The sequence below is a fragment of the Mycobacterium sp. genome, from assembly GCF_032159765.1.
Lineage (GTDB): Bacteria > Actinomycetota > Actinomycetes > Mycobacteriales > Mycobacteriaceae > Mycobacterium.
In genome coordinates, this window is the sequence record NZ_JAVHWM010000142.1 from 41,247 (window position 1) to 60,731 (window position 19,485).

Below are 19,485 nucleotides of genomic sequence, written 5' to 3' on the forward strand. Positions count from 1 at the left end.
TGCGTCTTTTCTGTGTGAAGTTTCAGAGTCTAGCGCTACTTCGGTACGGTACGGTACGGGACTATGGACGGCAACCCGCACGCCGGCAGTCAGATCGCCGGCCATGCCCCGGACCCCGGCCCGTGGTCGCCCCGTGAGGCTGAGTTACTCGACGTGACACTGCAGCTGTTGCAGGAGCACGGGTACGAGAGGTTGACGTTGGACGCGGTCGCTGCGACCGCGCGTGCCAGCAAGGCGACCGTGTATCGGCGGTGGCCGTCGAAGGCCGAGTTGGTGCTGGCCGCGTTCATCGAGGGCGTTCGGCAAGTCGCGGTGGTGCCGGACACCGGCTCCCTGCGGGGCGATCTGGTGCAGATCGGATACACGATATGCCAGCAGGCCCAATGCCACGCAGGCACGATCCGCGCGGTGCTCGTCGAGGTATCGCGCGACGCGGCGCTCAAAGACGCCCTGCAACACCAGTTCCTCGACCAGCGGAAGGCGTTGATCGATCTCGTCCTTCGGGAGGCAGTCGGCCGCGGCGAGATCGACGTGGCCGCCATCAACGATGAACTCTGGGACCTTCTCCCCGGCTACCTCATCTTCCGGACGATCATCCCTGACCGACCACCCACTCGCCGCACGGTAGAAGCCCTCGTTGACGAGGTGATCCTCCCCAGCTTGACTCGACGCACCGATTAAGGCGCGCCCACCGGCTGTTTCACCAAGCGTGCACCTGGTTCTGCGCGGCCTCGAGGCCCACCTGCAGGAGAAGCTCGGTGGCGTCGGCAGCTTGCTCACAGATCACCGGCACGTCCTGGCGCTCGGCGGCGGTGAAATTCTCCAGCACGAACGCAGCAGGCTCCTTGCGCCCCGGCGGCCTCCCGATCCCGATGCGAACGCGGTGAAAGTCGTTGGTACTCAACGACGACGCGACCGAACGCAGGCCGTTGTGCCCGGCGACTCCGCCCCCGAACTTCAGCCGGATCCGGCCGAAGTCGATGTCGAGCTCGTCGTGGACGACGATCAGATCGGCAGGGCTCACGGAATAGAACTTCACCAGTGCGGCCACCTGGCGCCCCGACTCGTTCATGTAGCTGCGTGGCTTGCCGAGGATCACGGGCCGCCCAGCCAACTGGCCGGTCGCGACGTCAGCGCCGGACTTCTTGTGCGCCTTGAAGTTTGAGCCTGCGCGGGCAGCCAGTACATCGGCGACCATGAATCCGATGTTGTGCCGGTTCTTGGCGTAGACCGGGCCCGGATTGCCGAGGCCGACAACCAGTATCGGCTCGGCCACTCCAATTTCTCCTTGTGTCCGCGCCGACTACTCGTCGCCGGACGAATCGGCCGATTCGTCGGCGTTCTCGCCCTCGCCTTCTTCGCCTTCGGCACCTTCCTCGCCCTCGGCCGCCTCGGTTTCGGGCTCTTCCTCGACCGCCGGCGTGACGATGTTGACCACCAGCATCTCGGGATCGGAGATCAGCGTGACACCGCTGGGCAGCGGCACGTCGCGGGCCAGGAACTGGGTGCCTTCCTCGGCTCCCTCGATCGACAGGATGAACTGCTCGGGAATCGACAGCGCCTCGGCCTCGATCTCGATGGTGCTCGCGTCCTGGGTGACCAGCGCGCCCGGCGCCGCCTCGCCTTCGAGGATGACGCTCACGTCGACCGTGACCTTCTCCCCGCGGCGCACGACGAGCAGATCGGCATGCTGGATGTTGCGACGGATGGGATGGATCTCCAGCGCCTTGGTGAGCGCGAACTGCTCCTTGCCGGCGACATCGAGGGTGAGCACCGCGTTCGTTCCCGAGTGCCTCAGCACTGCGGCGAAGTCGTGCGCCGAGAGCAGCAGGTGCTGCGGGTCGGCCCCGTGGCCGTAGAGCACCGCGGGGATTTTGCCGTCACGACGGGCACGCCGCGACGCGCCCTTGCCCGTCTCCGTACGCACCTCAGCGGTGAGATTGTTGGTGTTCTTGCTCGCCATGCGGTTCGCTCCTCTGCTGGCACTTCTACGTTGTAGGCACTTCTACGTGTTGCCACAGCGGGGGGAGGAGGAGGACAACCTGCGCACAATGCGCGCGGACTCCGTCGATAACGGTGGCTGTCAGCCACCCTCGCCGTGACGAGCCAGGTTAACCGATAGAGCACTCAAAGCGGAAATTTGGTGCCCGTGAGCTCCTCGGACAGGTCCCATAGCGCCGCGGCCGTGCCTGATTGACGGGCCAGGACGCTACGGCCGACAGGCTGGGTGCGGCCCCACATTCCATACCGGGGGCCGATGTACGTGTTGCCCCGCAGATCCTGCGCCACCGCGAAAAGCGTCTGGCGAGCGCCGAAGTCAGCGTCGGTCGCGACGAGGCGGTCGCCAAGAGCCATGAACGTCTGGCTCAGCCTGCTGGCTGAGTGGCCCTGCAGGTTCGTGTTCGAGTATCCGGGGTGTGCGGCCAGCGCTCTCGTCGAGGAGCCCACATTGTCGAGGCGGTGCTGCAGTTCGGACGTGAACAGCAGGTTCGCCAGCTTCGATTGGCCATACGCCAGCCACGACCAGTAGCGGCGGTGCTGCCAGTTCAGGTCCCCGAGGTTGATGCGGCCCATCCGGTGGAATGTTGATGACACCGTGACCACCCGGTCGGACACCTTCGGCAACAGCAGGTTCGTCAGCGCGAAGTGGCCGAGATGATTTGTGCCGATTTGGCTTTCGAATCCGTCCTTGGTCACCGCGTACGGCACTGCCATGATGCCGGCGTTGTTGACCAGGATGTCGACGTCGGTCACCCCGTCGGCGAACTCCTGCACGGAGCCGAGATCTTGCAAGTCGAGTTCGCGTACCTCGACGCTGCCCGCGATGCCCGCCGCCGCGTCGTCGCCCTTGGCGGTATTGCGCACCGCGAGCACCACGTGCGCTCCGGCGCGAGCGAGTTCGCGGGCAGTGACCAGGCCGAGGCCGCTGTTGGCACCCGTCACGATTACCGTCCGCCCGGCGAAGGAGGGAAGATCGGCGGCAGTCCAGTCCTTCATGAGGGTCACCATAACGGGTTTGCTGTATCGGCGACTCAGCGGACCGCGACCGTGAAGCCCTTGATGATCGTCAGCACGTCCGGGTCCTGTTCCTGCTCGGGAGCGGCGCCGGTGGTGATGGAGAACTGGACCAAATACCGCTGGTTGCCGGGGGGTTTCGCGGTGGCAAACACGATCTGGTTGTAGCGGTGGATCTTCTGACCGGAGGCGTCGGGATAGGTCGCCTCAATCACTGACGACGGCATTCCCTTGAACTGACCGACCTTCGCCCCGGGCATGCCGTAGCCCCTCTTCAGCGCCTCGTTGACGTCGAAATCCCCTCCGGTGAGTTTGTAGACGAAGAGCACGGCGACCGGCTGGAACGCAGAGACCGCGGTCTTGCGGAGAATCTCGAACGCCGTCGGTTGATCCGGATCGGTCACCACTGCCCAACCGCCGGGCTGGGGTATCGACACCGAGAGGTCGGTGAGGGTCTGCTGGGTCATCGGCGCGCCGTCGACGCCTTTTTCTTGTAGGTATTGCAGGTACGGCATCATCGACGACGCGGCTTGCGTGGTGGTCGGTGTGCTCGACGACGATGACCAGACCGCCCGGTAGTCAGTGGGTTTGGAGGCGCAGCCTGCGAGGACTACGCAGGCCAGCGCGATTGCCAACCTCCGGTAACTCACAAGATCTCGTGCAGCACTTCGACCGGGCGAGCCAGCCGAGTTCCCTTGGCAGTGACCACAAAAGGCCGTTCGATCAGGATCGGGTTGTCGGCCATGGCGTCGAGTAACCTGTCGTCGTCGGCGTCGGCCAAACCGAGCTCCTTGTAAGGGGCCTCGCCCTTGCGGACCGCCGCGCGCACCTCGATACCGGCGTCGCTGATCATGTCAGCCAGCTGCCCGCGCGTCGGCGGAGTCTTAAGGTACTCGACGACTTGAGGCTCGAATCCGTTGTCGCGCAACAACTGCAGCGCATCCCTGGACTTCGAGCAACGCGGATTGTGGTAGATAACGCTGGAGGAGCTTTGGCTCCGACCGACAACTTCAGGAGCGCTTCCCTTTGACACTCAGGCATCTCCGTCGAAAAGACCTGTCACAGAGCCATTTTCGAATACCGCGCGAATGGTGCTGGCCAGCAGCGGCGCAATCGAGAGCACCGTCAGCTGCGGGAACTGCTTGTCCTCGCCGATCGGCAGCGTGTTGGTGACGATCACCTCTTTGGCGCCGCAGGCGGCCAACCGCTCCGCCGCGGGGTCTGACAGCACGCCGTGGCTCGCGGCGATGATCACGTCACGCGCGCCGTCGTCGCGCAGCAGTTTCACCGCTCCGGCGATAGTGCCGCCGGTGTCGATCATGTCGTCGATCAGCACGCAGGTCCGCCCATGGACGTCGCCGACCACCCGGTTGGATACCACCTGGTTGGGGATCCGTGGGTCGCGGGTCTTGTGGATGAAGGCCAGCGGCACACCGTCGAGCGCGTCGGCCCACTTCTCGGCGATGCGCACGCGCCCGGAATCTGGGGAGACGACGGTCATGTCGTCGGTCGAGTAGTTGTCCTTGATGTAGCCGATGAGCAAGTTCTGGGCGCGCATATGGTCCACGGGCCCGTCGAAGAAGCCCTGGATCTGGTCGGTGTGCAAATCGACGGTGACGATCCGGTCCGCGCCCGCCGTCTTCAGCAGGTCGGCGACCAGCCGGGCCGAGATCGGCTCGCGGCCCCGGTGCTTTTTGTCCTGGCGCGCGTAGGGGTAGAACGGCAGGATCGCGGTGATCCGTTTCGCGCTGCCCCGCTTGAGCGCGTCAATCATGATCAGCTGCTCCATCAGCCACTTGTTCAGCGGCGCGGGATGGGATTGCAGCACGAACGCGTCGCAGCCGCGTACCGACTCGTCGAACCGGACGAAGATCTCGCCGTTGGCGAAGTCGCGAGCGGTTTGCGCGGTCACCTGGACGTCGAGTTCCTTGGCGACCTGTTCGGCGAGCTCGGGGTGTGCGCGCCCCGAGAAGAGCATCAGATTCTTGCGGTTATCGGTCCAGTCGGTGCTCACGATGCCTCGCCGGTGTGGATCGGGGATTGTCGGCCTAATGGTACGTAGCGAACCACGTCGTTGGCTGCCGGGTTGCCGGTAAGCAAATTACTGGCAACGTTCAGCCCTGCTCATCGTCGTCGTCGGACTGCGCGGCCCGGGCCGCCTGGGCGGCCTCCGCGGCGGCTGAGCCCGGCCGTTTGCGCTCCACCCAGCCGTCGATGTTGCGCTGCGGCCCCGCCGACACCGCCAGCGAACCCGGCGGCACGTCCTCGCGGATCACGGTGCCTGCGCCGGTGTAGGCACCGTCGCCGACGGTCACCGGCGCGACGAACATCGTGTCCGAGCCGGTGCGCACATGCGAGCCGACCTTCGTGCGCTGCTTGGTCTGGCCGTCGTAGTTCACGAACACACTCGACGCGCCGATGTTGCTGTGATCGCCGATGTCGGCGTCGCCGACGTAGGTCAGGTGCGGCACCTTGGTGCCCGTGCCGATCGTCGCGTTCTTGGTCTCGACGAAGGCGCCGAGCTTCCCGTCGGCACCCAGAACCGTGCCGGGCCGCAGGTACGTGTACGGGCCGACGTCGGCGCCGTCGCCGATCGCCGCGGATGTGGCGTGCGTGCGCACGACGGACGCAGCGTTGCCTACCGTGACGTCGGTGAGAGTGGTGTCAGGGCCGATCACGCAGTTGCCGCCGATGCTGGTGCGACCCAGAAGCTGCGTGCCGGGCCGGATCACTGTGTCGCGCCCGATCGTCACGTCGACGTCGATCCACGTCGTGGCAGGGTCGACGACGGTGACGCCCGCGAGCTGGTGTGCGGCGACGATGCGGCGGTTCAGCTCGGCGGCCAGGGCCGAGAGCTGCACACGGTCGTTGATCCCGGCCACCAGAACGCTGTCGTAGACATGCTTGGCGTGCACGGTCAGGCCATCCTGGCGGACGATCGACACGACGTCGGTGAGATATCGCTCGCGCTGGGCGTTGTTCTCGCTCAGCCGGCTCAGCGCAGAGCGCAGCGCGGCCAAGTCAAACGCGTAGACGCCGGCGTTCACCTCGCTGATCTGCCGCTGAGAAGCGGTGGCGTCGGCCTGTTCGACGATCCCGATGACCTCACCGTCCTGGGTGCGCAGGATGCGGCCGTATCCCGTCGGGTTGTCCAGCGTCGTGGTGAGCAGTGTGACCGCCGCCCGTTTCGCGCGGTGGGTGGCGACGAGGTCGGCGAGCGTGTCGGCGTCCAGTAGCGGGATGTCGCCGGACGTGATGACGACGATCCCGTCGAAATCGGCGGGAAGCGCGTCCAGGCCGCATGCGGCGGCGTGACCGGTGCCGAGCTGCTGGGTTTGCAGCGCGATCTCGGTGGGCCGGCCTACCTCATCAGCGAGTTCGGCCAGTGCCGGGGCGATCGTGTCGCGGTCGTGGCCGAGCACGACGACGAGGTGCAGCGGCGCGAGCTTGACCACCGAGTGCAGGGCGTGCGCGAGCAGGCTGCGTCCGGCCAGCGTGTGCAGCACCTTCGGGGTGTCCGACCGCATGCGCGTGCCGGTGCCCGCCGCCAGCACGATGACGGCAGTATCGGATTGTCCTGTCACTGGGCCTCCCGCCCACCGGTCCGCGAGCGTGCGCGGAATCGGGTCTCTTCTCGGCGTGTCGCCAGCAGACATGCACACTCGCGCCACGTCCTGCTCCGTCGCCAGGACTCGAACCTGAACTATCTGAACCAAAATCAGAGGTGCTGCCGATTACACCACGACGGAAGAAAATACCGTGTGACAGCGTAGCCTGAGCGCGTGGCAGCCCCAGACAAGGAAGTGCGCACCCCGCGGGCGCGCATGACCGGGGCCGAACGGCGCCACCAGCTGATCGAAGTGGCCAGGAAGCTGTTCGCCGAGCGCGGCTACGAGGGCACCTCCATCGAGGAGATCGCCCAGCGCGCGAATGTCTCCAAACCCGTCGTCTACGAGCATTTCGGCGGCAAAGAAGGCCTCTACGCGGTGGTGGTGGACCGTGAGATGTCCGCTCTGCTGGACGGCATCACCTCGTCGCTGACCAGAACCACCAACAACCGGTCCCGGTTGCGCATCGAGCGGGTGGCGCTGGCGCTGCTGTCCTACGTCGACGAACGCACCGACGGCTTCCGGATTCTCACCCGTGACTCCCCGGTCGGCATCACGACGGGCACCTACTCGACATTGCTGAACGAGGCCGTCAACCAGGTGTCGTCGATCCTGGCCGGCGACTTCTCCCGGCGAGGGCTGGACCCGGAAATGGCCCCGCTGTACGCGCAGGCGCTCGTCGGCTCGGTGTCGATGACCGCGCAGTGGTGGCTCGACGTGCGTGAGCCGAAGAAAGAAGTAGTGGCCGCTCATCTGGTCAACCTGTGCTGGAACGGGCTGATGCACCTCGAGGACGATCCGGTGCTGCACGACGAGTGACGGCCCCGCGAGTCTGAGTCCTCGGTGGCGACACGCCGAGAGTCGTCGCGCACGTTTCAGTTTCGCGGTATTGGTCACGGCCGCAAGGGTTTCGGCTGCCCCTTAGAATGGAATGATCATGATCGACACCCCCGTCGCGGGGCTCGTCAACCTGGCGCTGCGCGACCCTACACTGGGCGACCTCGCCCGGCGCGCCGCCGCTAGTTCGCCTGAGCGCGCGCTGGTCGGACCGTCCGGGGCGCGCCCGTTCGTCGCGTCCGCACTCGCGCAGGCCGGCCCGCTTCTGGTGGTGGCCGCGACGGGCCGCGAGGCCGACGACCTGGCCGCCGAGCTGCGCGGGGTGTTCGGCGACGCCGCGGTGCTGTTCCCGAACTGGGAGACCCTGCCGCACGAGCGGCTGTCGCCTGGCGTCGACACCGTCGGCGCCCGCCTGGCCGTGCTGCGGCGGCTCGCCTTCCCTGACGATGCTCGCCTGGGGCCGCCGCTTCAGGTGGTGGTGACGACGGTGCGTTCGCTGTTGCAGCCGATGGCCGCCGACCTCGCCCAGATCGAGCCCGTCACGTTCGCCCTGGGCGCCGAGCTCGATTTCGATGACGTGGTCGCGAGGCTGGTCGAACTGGCCTACACCCGCGTTGACATGGTCGGCAAGCGCGGCGAGTTCGCCGTGCGTGGCGGAATCATCGACGTCTTTCCGCCGACGGCCGAGCACCCGGTCCGGGTCGAATTCTGGGGCGACGAGGTCAGCGAGATGCGGATGTTCGCCGTCGCCGACCAGCGGTCGATTCCCGAAATCGAGGTCGACACGGTCATTGCGCTGGCATGCCGCGAATTCCTGCTCACCGACCAGGTCCGCGCGCGGGCCGCCGAGCTGGCGGCAAGCGCCCCCACGCCGGTCAGCTCGATCGGCAGCGTCGGCGAGATGCTGGCCAAGCTCGCCGACGGAATTCCGGTCGACGGAATGGAAGCGCTGATGCCCGTACTGGGCGGGCGCGACCTCACGTTGCTGACGGAGCATCTCCCGCCCGGCATGCCGGTCCTGGTCTGCGACCCGGAGAAGGTCCGCTCCCGCGCCGCCGACCTGATCAAGACCGGTCAGGAATTCCTTGAGGCGTCGTGGTCGACGGCTGCGCTCGGAAGCGACGCGCCGATTGATCTTCAAGCCTTCGGGGTGGCCGGATTCCTCGACCTCGGCGACGTGCGCGCGGCGGCCGTCGAGGCCGAGCATCCGTGGTGGACGCTGAGCCAGCTCGCCAGCCCGGACGCCGACCTGCTCGACATGCGCGCGGCGCCGTCGGCGCGGGGCCAGCAGCACAACATCGACGAGATCTTCGCGATGCTGCGCGCACACGTCACCACCGGGGGGACCGCGGCCGTCGTTGCACCCGGCACCGGGACCGCGCACCGGCTCGTCGAGCAGCTGAAAGACGCCGACGTCGCGGCCGTCTGTCTGGAATCCGGGCAGGCGCCCGGACCTGGCGTCGTCGGCGTCCTCAAGGGCCCGTTGCACGACGGCATCGTGCTGCCCGGGACCAACCTCGTCATCATCACCGAGACCGACCTGACCGGCAGCCGCGTGGCGGTGACTGACGGCAAGCGGCTGGCGGCCAAGCGCCGCTACGTGGTCGATCCGCTGGCGCTGACTGCGGGCGATCTTGTGGTGCACGATCAGCACGGCATCGGGCGCTTCGTGGAGATGGTGGAACGCACGGTCGGCGGCGCTCGGCGCGAATATCTGGTGCTCGAGTACGCGTCGACCAGGCGCGGCGCGGACAAGCAGACCGACAAGTTGTACGTCCCGATGGACTCGCTCGACCAGCTGTCGCGCTACGTCGGGGGTGAATCGCCCGCCCTGTCGCGGCTCGGGGGCAGCGACTGGGCCAACACCAAGACCAAGGCGCGCAGGGCCGTCGCCGACATCGCGCGGGAGCTGGTGGCGCTGTACGCCAAGCGGCAGGCCTCGCCCGGCTTCGCGTTCGGTCCCGATACCCCCTGGCAGGCCGAGATGGAGGACGCGTTCGGCTTCACCGAGACCGTCGACCAGCTCACCGCGATCACCGAGGTCAAATCCGATATGCAGAAGCCGATCCCCATGGACCGGGTGATCTGCGGTGACGTGGGATACGGCAAGACGGAGATCTCGGTCCGGGCGGCGTTCAAGGCGGTCCAGGACGGCAAGCAGGTCGCTGTCCTGGTGCCGACGACGCTGCTGGCCGACCAGCATCTGCAGACGTTCAGCGAGCGGATGGCCGGGTTCCCGGTGCGGGTGAAGGCGCTGTCCCGGTTCACCGGCACGACGGAGTCGAAAGCGGTGCTCGAAGGGATGGCCGTCGGCACGGTCGACATCGTGATCGGCACGCACCGGCTGCTGCAGACCGCCGTGCGGTGGAAGGACCTCGGTCTGGTCGTGGTCGACGAGGAGCAGCGGTTCGGCGTCGAACACAAGGAGCACATCAAAAGCCTGCGCACCCATGTCGACGTCCTGACGATGAGCGCCACCCCGATCCCGCGCACGCTGGAGATGAGCCTGGCCGGCATCCGCGAGATGTCGACGATCTTGACGCCGCCCGAGGAGCGCTACCCGGTGCTGACGTACGTCGGCCCGCACGACGACAAGCAGATCGCCGCCGCGCTGCGCCGCGAGCTGCTTCGCGACGGGCAGGCGTTCTACATCCACAACCGGGTCGCCTCCATCGACCAGGCGGCGGCACGCGTGCAGGCGCTGGTGCCCGAGGCGAGGGTCGTCGTTGCTCACGGGCAGATGCCCGAGGAACTCCTGGAGCGCACGGTCGAGGGCTTCTGGAACCGCGAGTTCGACATCCTCGTCTGCACCACGATCGTCGAGACCGGGCTGGACATCTCCAACGCCAACACGCTGATCGTTGAGCGCTCCGACACTTTCGGCCTCTCGCAACTGCACCAGCTCCGCGGGCGCGTGGGCCGCAGCCGCGAACGCGGCTACGCCTACTTCCTCTATCCGCCCGAGGTGCCGCTCACCGAGACGGCGTATGACCGGCTCGCGACGATCGCCCAGAACAACGAGCTCGGCGCGGGGATGGCCGTCGCGATGAAGGACCTCGAGATCCGCGGCGCGGGCAATGTGCTCGGTGTCGAGCAGTCCGGACACGTCGCCGGCGTCGGCTTCGACCTGTACGTGCGGTTGGTCGGGGAAGCGGTCGAGGCGTACCGCGCGGCCGCCGATGGCCTCACTGTCAGTACTCCCGAGGAGCCGAAAGAGGTCCGGATCGATCTGCCGGTCGACGCCAACCTGCCCCCGGATTACATCGCCAGCGACAGGCTGCGCCTGGAGGCCTACAGGCGGCTGGCCGCCGCGGCGGACGAGGACGGGGTCCGTGGCGTGATCGAGGAACTGATCGATCGCTATGGGCCGCTGCCCGAGCCCGCCTTGCGGTTGGTGGCCATGGCCCGGCTGCGTTTGCTGTGCCGTGAGTTCGGCGTCACCGAGGTGACCACGGCGGGTACGACGCTGCGGCTGGCGCCGTTGGTGCTGGCGGACTCCCAGCAACTGCGCCTGAAGCGGCTGTACCCGTCGGCGCGCTACCGGGCGACGGCGTCTGCGGTCCAGGTGCCGATCCCCCGGGCCGGTACCGGGGTGGCCGCTGAACGGATCCGTGATCTCGACTTGGTGCAAATGGTCGCCGATCTGGTGGCCGCGCTCGTTGGAAACCCCGGACGAAGTGCTGATATAACCAAGGTCAGCGGGCTAAACGGCGCCAGCGACGAGGGGGTGTAGCGCGATGACAGTGATCCTGGTCGACCCTCGCCGCCCGTCCATGGTGCCGGTCGAGGCGATCGAGCTGCTCGTGGGCGAGCTCGTCTACACCGAGGAGATACCGCCGAAGGTGCCGTGGTCGCTGCCATCGGCCCGGCCGGTGTTCGACGGTTCCGACGTGCCGGTCTTGCTGTCGTCGGATCCGGAGCACCCCGCCGTCATCGAGAGAGTGGCCGCCGGTGAGAACGTGATCGCCGCACCGTCCGCACAGCGCGGTGAGCGGTTGATCGACGCGGTCGCGCTGATGGACAAGCTGCGCTCCGACGGCCCGTGGGAAAGCGAGCAGACGCACGACTCGCTTCGCCGCTATCTTCTCGAGGAGACCTACGAGCTGTTCGACGCGGTGCGCGGGGGCAACGCCGACGATCTGCGCGACGAGCTCGGGGACGTGTTGCTGCAGGTGCTGTTCCATGCCCGGATCGCCGAGGACGCACCGCAGCACCCGTTCACGATCGACGACGTCGCCGACGCGCTGCTGCGCAAGCTCGGCAACCGCGTGCCCGGAGTGATTGCGGGCCAACAGATTTCGCTGGAGCAACAGATCGCCGAATGGGACGAGCGCAAGGCCCAGGAGCGGGCGGTGAAATCCCGGGGGTCGTGTCTCGACGGCGTGCCCACAGGTCAGCCGGCGCTGGCGCTGGCGCAGAAGGTCATCGGCCGGGTCACCGATGCGGGGCTGCCCGCGGACTTGATTCCCGCGGCGATGACGACGGTGACGGTAGCGGCCGAGCTTGATGCCGAAAACTCTTTGCGTAGTGAGGTTTTGGAATTTATGGACATGGTGCAGATAGCGGAGAGAACCATCGCGGCCACACGACGCGGTACCGACGTCCCCGAGGAACTCGACAGTGCGGTCCTCGGCTCGATCAGTGAGGAAGAGTGGCGCGCCGCCTGGCCGGTGGCAACGGAGCCCGCGCCGCCTCCGGACCCGGCGCCCGATGCCACTCCTGAACCGTCCCCTGGCCACATCCCCGAACCTGGGCCGGCCGAGGTTCCCGAGCCGTCGCCCGTCGAAGTTCCCGAACCCTCGCCCGCGCAGACCGCCGAGGACGAGCCCGTCGTCGTCGACGTCGCGTTGAACGGTCAGCCCAACAACAACGAACCTCAGTAGTCGGTGTGCTTCCCGCGGGCGTCAGCCAAAGTTGACGGAGCCGGAACGTGTCATGGTCTTGGGAGAGCATTCGCCGGGACTCAGACCCCAACGCTGGGCGAGCAACTCGTGTGAGCGCAGTCGGTCCTGGTGCGCGTACGCCACTGACGTGATGACGAGTTCGTCTGCGTCCGTGAACCGCTGAAGGTCGTGCAGCCGTTGTGCAACGTTCTCTGGATCGCCCACCAATTGCGTCGCGGTGCGGTCTTCCACCAGGGCACGCTGTTCGTCGGTCAGGGGTGCGCACCGGTCGGGGTCGGGATAGGGGATGGCGCCCGCCCCACTGCGGATCGAGTACACCCAGTGCCCGTAGCTCGACGCCAGGTGCTGCGCCGTTTCGTTGTCTTCCGCGACGACCACATCGGCTGAGACGACGACGTACGGTCGCTCGAGGTGGCGCGACGGGCGGAAGTGGTCGCGGTAGACCGCGACCGCGTCCAGCGCAGTGCCGGGAGTGATGTGGTAGCTCGCAACGAATGGCAGGCCGCGTTCACCGGCCACGCGCGCACTTTCTCCCTTGCTGCTGCCAAAGATCCACGGTGTCAAGCCTGCGTCTTCAGCAGCGGCGACGTGCAGCTCGTGCCCGTCAGGGCGATATGACCCGGTCAGCATCGCCTCGATGTCGGCGACCTGGTCAGCGAATGCCTGGGGCTCGGCATTCGGCTGGATGAGTGCTGCCCCTTGGGTTTTGATCCGTGCACTCTCCATCAGCGCCGACGGATCGAACGGCGGAGGTATCACGACGCCGTCGATCTTGCGCCAGCTCGGCGCGGTTTGTGGCGGAGGCGGCCGGCCCGTGTCGCGCCGACGGGTGCTGGACCGTCCCACGCCGAGATCGATGCGGCCTGGGTGAAACGACGCCAGGATTGCGAAGGTTTCGACGACCTCGACCGCGGTGGTCTGCCCCAGTTGGACTGCCCCGGTGCCGACGTGGATTGTCGATGTCGCAGCGGCGATTTCGGTGGCGACAATCGCGGGACGGGAACTGGCCGCTGCGACGAAGTGATGTTCGGCGAGCCAGAAACGCCGATACCCCCAGCGCTCCGCGCGCTGGGCGAGGTCGACCGAGTTGCGTAACGCGGTCGCGCCGGTGCTGCCCTCGCTGATCGGCGAGAGGTCCAGGATCGACAGCGGGACGTTCGAGGCCGTCATTGCGCGGACACGGTTGACAGGCCGAGGTTTTCGCGCAATGTGGTGCCCTGGTACTCGGACCGGAAGACACCGCGCTCCTGCAGCAGGGGCACTACGTCATCGACGAAACGGTCCAACCCACCCGGAGTGATGTGGGGGACGAGGATGAAGCCATCGCTCGCGTCAGCCTGGACCAGTTCGTTGATGCTGTCGGCAACGGTGCGCGCAGAGCCGACGAACGTTTGCCGGCCGGTGACCTCGACGATCAGCTCCCGGGTGGTCAGGTTCTCGGCGGTCGCCTTGGCGCGCCACTGGTTGGCGACGGCAATCGGGTCACGGTGCATGCGCACGCTGGCCCGACCCCTCGCGACGGTGTTCTCTCCGACGATCGGGTCGACGTCAGGCAGTGGTCCGTCGGGATCATGGTCGGAGAGATCGCGATTCCAGAGCTGCTCGAGGAATTTGATCGCGGTCTGCGGCGACACCTGCATGAGCCGTACGTCGCGGGCGATCTCGGCAGCCTCCGCATCGGTATCGCCGAGCACGAAGGTCGCAGCTGGAAGCACCAGAAGGTCCTCGTGGCGCCTGCCGTACTTGGCGAGCCTGCCCTTCACGTCGGTGTAGAACGCCTGGCCGTCCGCCAGCGTGCCGTGCCTGGAGAAGATCGCATCGGCTGCGGCAGCGGCGAACTCGCGGCCCTGATCGGAGTCGCCTGCCTGGAAGATGACGGGCCTGCCCTGCGGGCTGCGGGGCACGTTGAATCGGCCGGCGATGTCGAATTGGTCGTCGCGGATCGCGAATGCACCGGCATCGGCGTCGGAGAGGAAGATACCGCTGGACTTGTCGGCGACGATCTGGCCGTCGCGCCAGGAGTCGAACAGCGTGTGGGTGGCGCGCAGGAAGCTCTCGGCGCGTGCGTACCGTTGATCCTCGGGTAGGAAGCCGCCCCGGCGAAAGTTCTCTCCTGTGAAGGCATCCCACGACGTCACTACGTTCCAGGCCGCGCGGCCATCAGACAGGTGGTCGAGGCTGGCGAACTGGCGGGCGACCTCGTACGGCTCGTTGAAAGTGGAATTGATGGTTCCGGTGAGGCCGAGTCTCTCGGTCACCGCGGCCAGCGCTGCCAGAACGGTGAAGGTGTCGGGCCGCCCGACGACGTCGAGATCGTAGATCTGGCCGCCCTGCTCGCGCAGCCGCAATCCCTCTGCGAGGAAAAGAAAGTCGAACTTTCCGCGCTCCGCGGTCTGCGCGAAGCGGACGAACGAGCTGAACTCGATGTGGCTGCCTGCGGCAGGATCACTCCACACCGTGGTGTTGTTCACACCAGGAAAGTGCGCAGCGAGATGAATCTGCTTGCTGGGCTGGGTCATCGGCTGCCCCGTTGGTTCGATGTGGTGACGTAGCGGTTGTCAGGCCGGCCAAGCCCGAGCAGGCCCCGCAACGTCGCGGCCTCATACGCCGTCCGGAACAGCCCCCGCCGTTGCAGCTCGGGTACCAGGCCCGTGGTGATGTAGTGCAGATCATGCGGAATGGTGGCCGGACGCAGCCGAATCCCCGCCACGCCGGCGCCCTGCCATTCGGCGACAAGATCGGCTAGTTCCGCGGCCGTGCCCGTGAAAATCAGTGCGTCGCTCGTAAATTCGCTGCCAGCTAGATCATCGAGGCGGGCGCGCCGCGAGGCCGCGGCATCAGTGGTGTCGCCGAGGAACGCCACCACATCGGCGAAGACGCGCACCGTCGGGTCGTCCGGGCACAGCTCGGTTCGGTACGAGGAGACGGTGTCGGTGATCGTCACAACGTCTGAGGTACTGCGCGGCGTGATGAAGCCGACGTCAGCACTGGCGGCGATGAAGCGGTACACGGAATCGACGTGGCCCAGAGCGGTGACAATCGGCTGGCCCTGCGGGGGTCGCGGCGTGATCGAAGGCCCCTTCACCGAAAAATAGGCGCCCGCAAAGTCGATGTAGTGCAGCTTGTTTCGATCAATGAACCGGCCTGTGGCGACATCACGAATCTCGGCGTCATCCTCCCAACTGTCCCACAACCGGCGCAGGACCTCGACGTAGTCGTGTGCTTCGGCGAGAAGATCGGAGTTGCCCTTGTGCGCCTCACCGTTCACGGCAAGTGGCGCGAGTACGCGCCTGCCGAAATGTGCTGCGACGTCAGCTCGCGGCGAGACCTGCACTCGGACCCCCGCCCGTCCGGAGGTGACGTAGTCAAGTGTGGCGATCGCCTTCGACACGTGGAACGGCTCGGTATGGGTGGCGATCACGGACGGAATCAGCCCGATGTTGCTCGTGAGAGGTCCGACGCGCGCGGCGATGAGGACCGCATCAAGTCGTCCGCGTACCCGATCGGTGCGGTTATCGGGTTTCCAGTGGTGATCCGACTGCATGCCCAGGCCGTCTTCGATCGTGACGAAGTCGATCAGCGCCCGCTCGGATGCGATGATCAGATCGGTCCAATACCGCGCTGTGAACAGGTCCTGCGGGCGGGCCTCGGCGTCGCGCCATGCCGCGGGATGCCACCCGGCGCCGTCGAGCGCGATCGCCAGATGAATCGGGCGTGGGGTGTGCGGCACGGACGGACTCGGCTTTCTCAACGGCACAGGGACGGCATGATCGTTTGTAACACTCCCGGCAAGCCGCATCATTCCCCGCGCGGCGACGGGTGGCCGCTGCCCCTCAACTATGACCAGCTCACCGGGCACGCGCATTTTCAATCACGGTGAGCCCAGGTTCAACGCGTCGAACAGTCAGCCGAACAGCGTCGAACCCCAGTAGGCAGAGCTGTCGTTTTCCGGCAGCCCCGGCGGACATGCGAACACCGCCGTGCCGGTGTGGGTGATGTACTCGTTGAGCGCGTCCTTGCGCGACAGTTCAGCCTGCATGGGAATGAACTGCTTGGCGGGATTGCGGACGAACGCGATGAAGAACAACCCGGCATCCAGATGGCCGAAGCCGTCGGAGCCGTCGGTGAAGTTGTAGCCGCGGCGCAGAATCCGGACGCCGTTCAGGTGCTGGTGCGACGCAAGACGAACGTGGGCGTCGACGTCAATCAGCAGGGTGTCTTTGTCGTCCTTGATGTCGAGATTGAGTTCCTCGAACTCGTCGGTCAGGCCGTTGGGGGCGCCGCTGCCCTTCTGGCGTCCGATCACCCGCTCCTGTTCGAGCAGCGTTGTGCGGTCCCAATTCTCGATGCGCATCCGGATTCGCCGCGATATCAGGTAGGTACCGCCGGTCATCCAGCGCGGACCGTCACCGTCGGCCACCCAGACATCACTGTCGAGCAGATCGGTCTGATCCGACTTCAGGTTGTTCGTTCCGTCCTTGAAGCCGAACAGGTTTCGCGGAGTGGATTGATCGCGGGTGGTCGACGACGTGCGTCCGAAACCCAACTGCGAGTATCGGACGGCAGCAGTGCCGAACGCGACCCGCGCGAGGTTGCGGATCGCGTGTACGGCCACCTGCGGGTCGTTCGCGCACGCCTGCACGACGATGTCGCCGCCGCACCGCGCCGGATCCATGGTCTCGTTCGGGAACTTCGGCAGGTCGGCAAGCGGCCCGGGCTTCTGGTCGGCGATGCCGAACCGGTCCTTGCCGTCCTTGACGAAGAACGACGGTCCGAACCCGATGGTCAACGTCAGTTGAGAAGCGGGAAGCCCGAGCGCCTCACCGGTGTCTGCCGGTGGCGCATAAGGATTTCCGTCGACCGCTCCGCCGGGTACCGTCTGGTCGCCGAGCGTCATCCTCTCAGCCACTGCGGTCCATTGCTTGAGCATCGCGACAACGTCGGCGCGCTTGTCTGTGGTCACGTCGAACGTGCAGAAGTGCATGCGATCTTGCGCCGCGGTGACAATACCGGCCTGGCGTTCGCCTCGGAACGGCACGGGCTTGTGGGCGGTGCCGGGCTGGCTGGCCGCAGCCGATGCTCGGCCCGCGAGCGTACCGGCCCCGGCGGCACTAACCACCGCTGCCGTCACGCCCGCCGCGCCCATCAGCCGACGACGGGAGATGCCCTCACGTGTCTGCGTGGGGGCAGTCTCACCTACCGGGTCACTACTTTGGCGCGACGGCACCTTGCACCTGGCTCACCTCTTCGGACAGCGCGTCGATCGCCCGCGAAAGCTCTTGCCGCTGCGGGTCAGTGACCTTGTCGTAGAACACGAAGCCGTCGCCCTGACGGTATGTGTTCAACAGATTGAACACCGCGGCGAACTGCTCATCGACGCGCTTACCGAGCGCCGAATCGCGAGCGTCGAGGATCGTCCTGACCGACGCCACCGCCTCTTTGGATCCGTCGACGTTAGCGTGGAAGTCCCACAGGTCGGTGTGGCTAAACGTGTCCTCCTCGCCAGTGATCTTGCTTCTCGCGATTTCGTCGAGCAGACCCTGGGCGCCGCCGGCGATCTGGGTGGAGTCGATCTTGAAATCAGGCGCCTTCACGCCGTCGTTCAGCTCCTTCACGTCGGCGACAAGCTGATCAGCGATCGCGTTGGTGTCCGGTTGCGGGCCAGTGACCCACAGATCCTTCTCCAGCCGGTGGAAGCCCGTCCACTTCTGACCTGGCTCCAGGTCGGCCTCTCGAAGGTCGATTCGCGGATCGAGATCATTGGGGAACGACTCGGCCACCGGCTCGATCCGCTCGTAAAAGGCACGTGCGGTGGGGAATTGGGCCTTCGCGGCGTTGATGTCGCCCTTTTTGACTGCGTCCACGAACTGCTGCGTCGCGCCCACCAGCGCATCGGTCTGAGCACCGAGGTACGACTTGTAGTTGTCCGACGCGGCGGCGAACTGGCCCTCGGTGCTGATGTTGATCTTTTCTCCAGTGACGTTGAAGTCGTGGCGGATTCCGTCACCGACCATGCCTGGCTTGCAGGCGGTTTGGTACTTGCCAGGATCACTGAGGTTCACGACGAGCTTGCGGGTCAGGGTGGGAGCGATATTCTCCACCTCGCCCATCACTCGATCACCCTCGCCGTAGACGTAGAACTCGGTCACCTTGCTGCCGTTGTTGGTGATCACGAAAGTGCTTGTGCCAGTGCTGGCATCGGACTTGGACACCTCGCATGTGGTGTCCGTCGCCTTGACGGTGATCTCCGATGGACCAGCCGCAGCCCCTCCGCCTTTGTTCTCTTGCTTGGCGGTGCAGCCGGCCAGCGCCACAGCAGCCAACACAGCAATGGCCATGGCCGTCGTGGAACTGACGCGAGAAACCTTCACGTGGTGGACCTTTCGGGTGTGGGAGATGACGACGACGATTCGGCGCCCTTGGTGGCAGTCGGCCTCGTGGGACGCAAGAACAGCGCGAGGACGACGACGACATAGACGACGTAGCAGATCACCTGCAGACAGGTCGGGTCGGGCTTGATGTTGAAGATCCCCTGGATCATTTCGCCGTACCACGACGACCAGTCGAACCAGCCCGTGATATCGAAGGCCTTACCGCCTGGGTTGGGCAGCCAACCGACCGTCTGCAGGGCGTGCACGCCGTAGCCGAGGATTCCCGCAGCGACGAGGATCAAGAAGACACCGGTGTACTTGAAGAACTTGGCGAGGTTGATGCGGATCGCACCGAGGTACATCGCATAGGCGATGCCCGCGGCGATCAGCACGCCGATCAGCAAGCCGAGCAGCGGCCAGGCGGTTTCGGCTTCGGCATAGCCGACCATGAACAATGCGGTCTCGACGCCTTCGCGCCCGACCGCGAGAAAGGCCAAAACCAACACGGCAAGCGGGCCGGCGTCGAGTGCCCTCGCCATCCCGGCGCGCAACTCGCCGGACATCGATGCGGCGGCTTTCTTCATCCACAGCACCATCGTCGTCACGATCGCTACCGCGACCAGGGAGGCGATCCCGGCGATGGCCTCGGCGCCGAGGTCACTGACGGTGTAGGCGCTGTACTCGATCACGAAGAACACGCCGAGCGTCATCGCGAGCGCGGCCGCGACGCCGAGCCAGACCCATTTGATC

General features: G+C 66.3%; 17 protein-coding genes and 1 tRNA gene. 4 read left to right on the forward strand and 14 right to left on the reverse strand.

The annotated features are described in order from the left end of the window. Nucleotides 1–63: 63 nt before the first annotated feature. Entirely contained in the window at nt 64–681 is a 618-nt protein-coding gene (locus tag QOH60_RS16930; protein WP_526422403.1) for a TetR/AcrR family transcriptional regulator, read from the forward strand. 19 nt (nt 682–700) lie between these two features. On the opposite strand, the gene pth is transcribed toward QOH60_RS16930, so the two are convergent. From pth to QOH60_RS16970, 8 genes are all read right to left on the reverse strand, one after another. Then, complete coding sequence (gene pth, locus QOH60_RS16935) at nt 701–1,276, reverse strand: aminoacyl-tRNA hydrolase (RefSeq protein ID WP_526422405.1); 576 nt, start codon at nt 1,274–1,276, stop codon at nt 701–703. A 27-nt stretch (nt 1,277–1,303) separates the two neighbouring features. Continuing rightward, entirely contained in the window at nt 1,304–1,963 is a 660-nt protein-coding gene (locus tag QOH60_RS16940; protein ID WP_526422407.1) for a 50S ribosomal protein L25/general stress protein Ctc, read from the reverse strand. A gap of 164 nt (nt 1,964–2,127) precedes the next feature. Beyond that, nucleotides 2,128–2,997 carry an oxidoreductase gene (locus QOH60_RS16945; RefSeq protein ID WP_526422409.1) on the reverse strand — a complete coding sequence of 290 codons (870 nt, stop codon included), beginning with the start codon at nt 2,995–2,997 and terminating at the stop codon, nt 2,128–2,130. Between the two features lie 35 nt (nt 2,998–3,032). Further along, entirely contained in the window at nt 3,033–3,665 is a 633-nt protein-coding gene (locus tag QOH60_RS16950) for an LpqN/LpqT family lipoprotein (protein WP_526422411.1), read from the reverse strand. Beyond that, entirely contained in the window at nt 3,662–4,048 is a 387-nt protein-coding gene (gene arsC / locus QOH60_RS16955) for an arsenate reductase (glutaredoxin) (protein WP_526422413.1), read from the reverse strand. Before arsC ends, QOH60_RS16950 begins: the two co-directional genes overlap by 4 nt. Continuing rightward, nucleotides 4,049–5,029, reverse strand: coding sequence for a ribose-phosphate diphosphokinase (locus QOH60_RS16960; protein WP_526422415.1), 981 nt, complete (start codon nt 5,027–5,029; stop codon nt 4,049–4,051). 100 nt (nt 5,030–5,129) lie between these two features. Then, a complete protein-coding gene (gene glmU / locus QOH60_RS16965; protein WP_526422417.1) occupies nt 5,130–6,599 on the reverse strand; it encodes a bifunctional UDP-N-acetylglucosamine diphosphorylase/glucosamine-1-phosphate N-acetyltransferase GlmU in 1,470 nt (489 codons plus the stop codon). A 93-nt stretch (nt 6,600–6,692) separates the two neighbouring features. Continuing rightward, nucleotides 6,693–6,764, reverse strand: a tRNA-Gln gene (locus tag QOH60_RS16970). A 75-nt stretch (nt 6,765–6,839) separates the two neighbouring features. On the opposite strand from QOH60_RS16970, the gene QOH60_RS16975 reads away from it, so the two are divergent. The 3 genes from QOH60_RS16975 to QOH60_RS16985 all read left to right on the forward strand — a co-directional run bounded on the left by QOH60_RS16975 (nt 6,840) and on the right by QOH60_RS16985 (nt 12,343). Beyond that, nucleotides 6,840–7,442 carry a TetR/AcrR family transcriptional regulator gene (locus tag QOH60_RS16975; RefSeq protein WP_526422437.1) on the forward strand — a complete coding sequence of 201 codons (603 nt, stop codon included), beginning with the start codon at nt 6,840–6,842 and terminating at the stop codon, nt 7,440–7,442. A gap of 118 nt (nt 7,443–7,560) precedes the next feature. Next, nucleotides 7,561–11,193 (forward strand): transcription-repair coupling factor, encoded by a 3,633-nt coding sequence (gene mfd, locus QOH60_RS16980; RefSeq protein WP_526422420.1) that lies wholly within the window; start codon nt 7,561–7,563, stop codon nt 11,191–11,193. A 4-nt stretch (nt 11,194–11,197) separates the two neighbouring features. Next, nucleotides 11,198–12,343, forward strand: coding sequence for a nucleoside triphosphate pyrophosphohydrolase (locus QOH60_RS16985; protein WP_526422422.1), 1,146 nt, complete (start codon nt 11,198–11,200; stop codon nt 12,341–12,343). Nucleotides 12,344–12,364: 21 nt separating this feature from the next. On the opposite strand, the gene QOH60_RS16990 is transcribed toward QOH60_RS16985, so the two are convergent. The 6 genes from QOH60_RS16990 to efeU all read right to left on the reverse strand — a co-directional run. After that, nucleotides 12,365–13,534, reverse strand: coding sequence for an LLM class flavin-dependent oxidoreductase (locus tag QOH60_RS16990; protein WP_526422424.1), 1,170 nt, complete (start codon nt 13,532–13,534; stop codon nt 12,365–12,367). Further along, nucleotides 13,531–14,883: an NtaA/DmoA family FMN-dependent monooxygenase gene (locus QOH60_RS16995; protein ID WP_526422425.1), complete on the reverse strand. Its 1,353-nt coding sequence runs from the start codon at nt 14,881–14,883 to the stop codon at nt 13,531–13,533. Before QOH60_RS16995 ends, QOH60_RS16990 begins: the two co-directional genes overlap by 4 nt. Beyond that, nucleotides 14,880–16,061 carry an LLM class flavin-dependent oxidoreductase gene (locus tag QOH60_RS17000; protein WP_526422439.1) on the reverse strand — a complete coding sequence of 394 codons (1,182 nt, stop codon included), beginning with the start codon at nt 16,059–16,061 and terminating at the stop codon, nt 14,880–14,882. The genes QOH60_RS16995 and QOH60_RS17000 overlap by 4 nt, the downstream gene beginning before the upstream one ends. Before the next feature lie 207 nt (nt 16,062–16,268). Next, nucleotides 16,269–17,591 carry an iron uptake transporter deferrochelatase/peroxidase subunit gene (efeB, locus tag QOH60_RS17005; RefSeq protein WP_526422427.1) on the reverse strand — a complete coding sequence of 441 codons (1,323 nt, stop codon included), beginning with the start codon at nt 17,589–17,591 and terminating at the stop codon, nt 16,269–16,271. Then, nucleotides 17,572–18,702 carry an iron uptake system protein EfeO gene (gene efeO, locus QOH60_RS17010; RefSeq protein WP_526422441.1) on the reverse strand — a complete coding sequence of 377 codons (1,131 nt, stop codon included), beginning with the start codon at nt 18,700–18,702 and terminating at the stop codon, nt 17,572–17,574. Before efeO ends, efeB begins: the two co-directional genes overlap by 20 nt. 29 nt (nt 18,703–18,731) lie before the next feature. Further along, nucleotides 18,732–19,485, reverse strand: a 754-nt coding sequence (gene efeU / locus QOH60_RS17015) for an iron uptake transporter permease EfeU (RefSeq protein ID WP_526422429.1), incomplete at its 5' end; no start/stop codon positions are given.

Coding starts and splice junctions, on each gene's coding strand:
- QOH60_RS16930 (WP_526422403.1), top strand. CDS start 64: ATGGACGGCAACCCGCACGCCGGCAGTCAGATCGCCGGCCATGCCCCG.
- QOH60_RS16940 (WP_526422407.1), bottom strand. CDS start 1,963: ATGGCGAGCAAGAACACCAACAATCTCACCGCTGAGGTGCGTACGGAG.
- QOH60_RS16945 (WP_526422409.1), bottom strand. CDS start 2,997: ATGAAGGACTGGACTGCCGCCGATCTTCCCTCCTTCGCCGGGCGGACG.
- QOH60_RS16975 (WP_526422437.1), top strand. CDS start 6,840: ATGACCGGGGCCGAACGGCGCCACCAGCTGATCGAAGTGGCCAGGAAG.
- mfd (WP_526422420.1), top strand. CDS start 7,561: ATGATCGACACCCCCGTCGCGGGGCTCGTCAACCTGGCGCTGCGCGAC.
- QOH60_RS16985 (WP_526422422.1), top strand. CDS start 11,198: ATGACAGTGATCCTGGTCGACCCTCGCCGCCCGTCCATGGTGCCGGTC.
- QOH60_RS16990 (WP_526422424.1), bottom strand. CDS start 13,534: ATGACGGCCTCGAACGTCCCGCTGTCGATCCTGGACCTCTCGCCGATC.
- QOH60_RS16995 (WP_526422425.1), bottom strand. CDS start 14,883: ATGACCCAGCCCAGCAAGCAGATTCATCTCGCTGCGCACTTTCCTGGT.
- efeO (WP_526422441.1), bottom strand. CDS start 18,702: ATGGCCATTGCTGTGTTGGCTGCTGTGGCGCTGGCCGGCTGCACCGCC.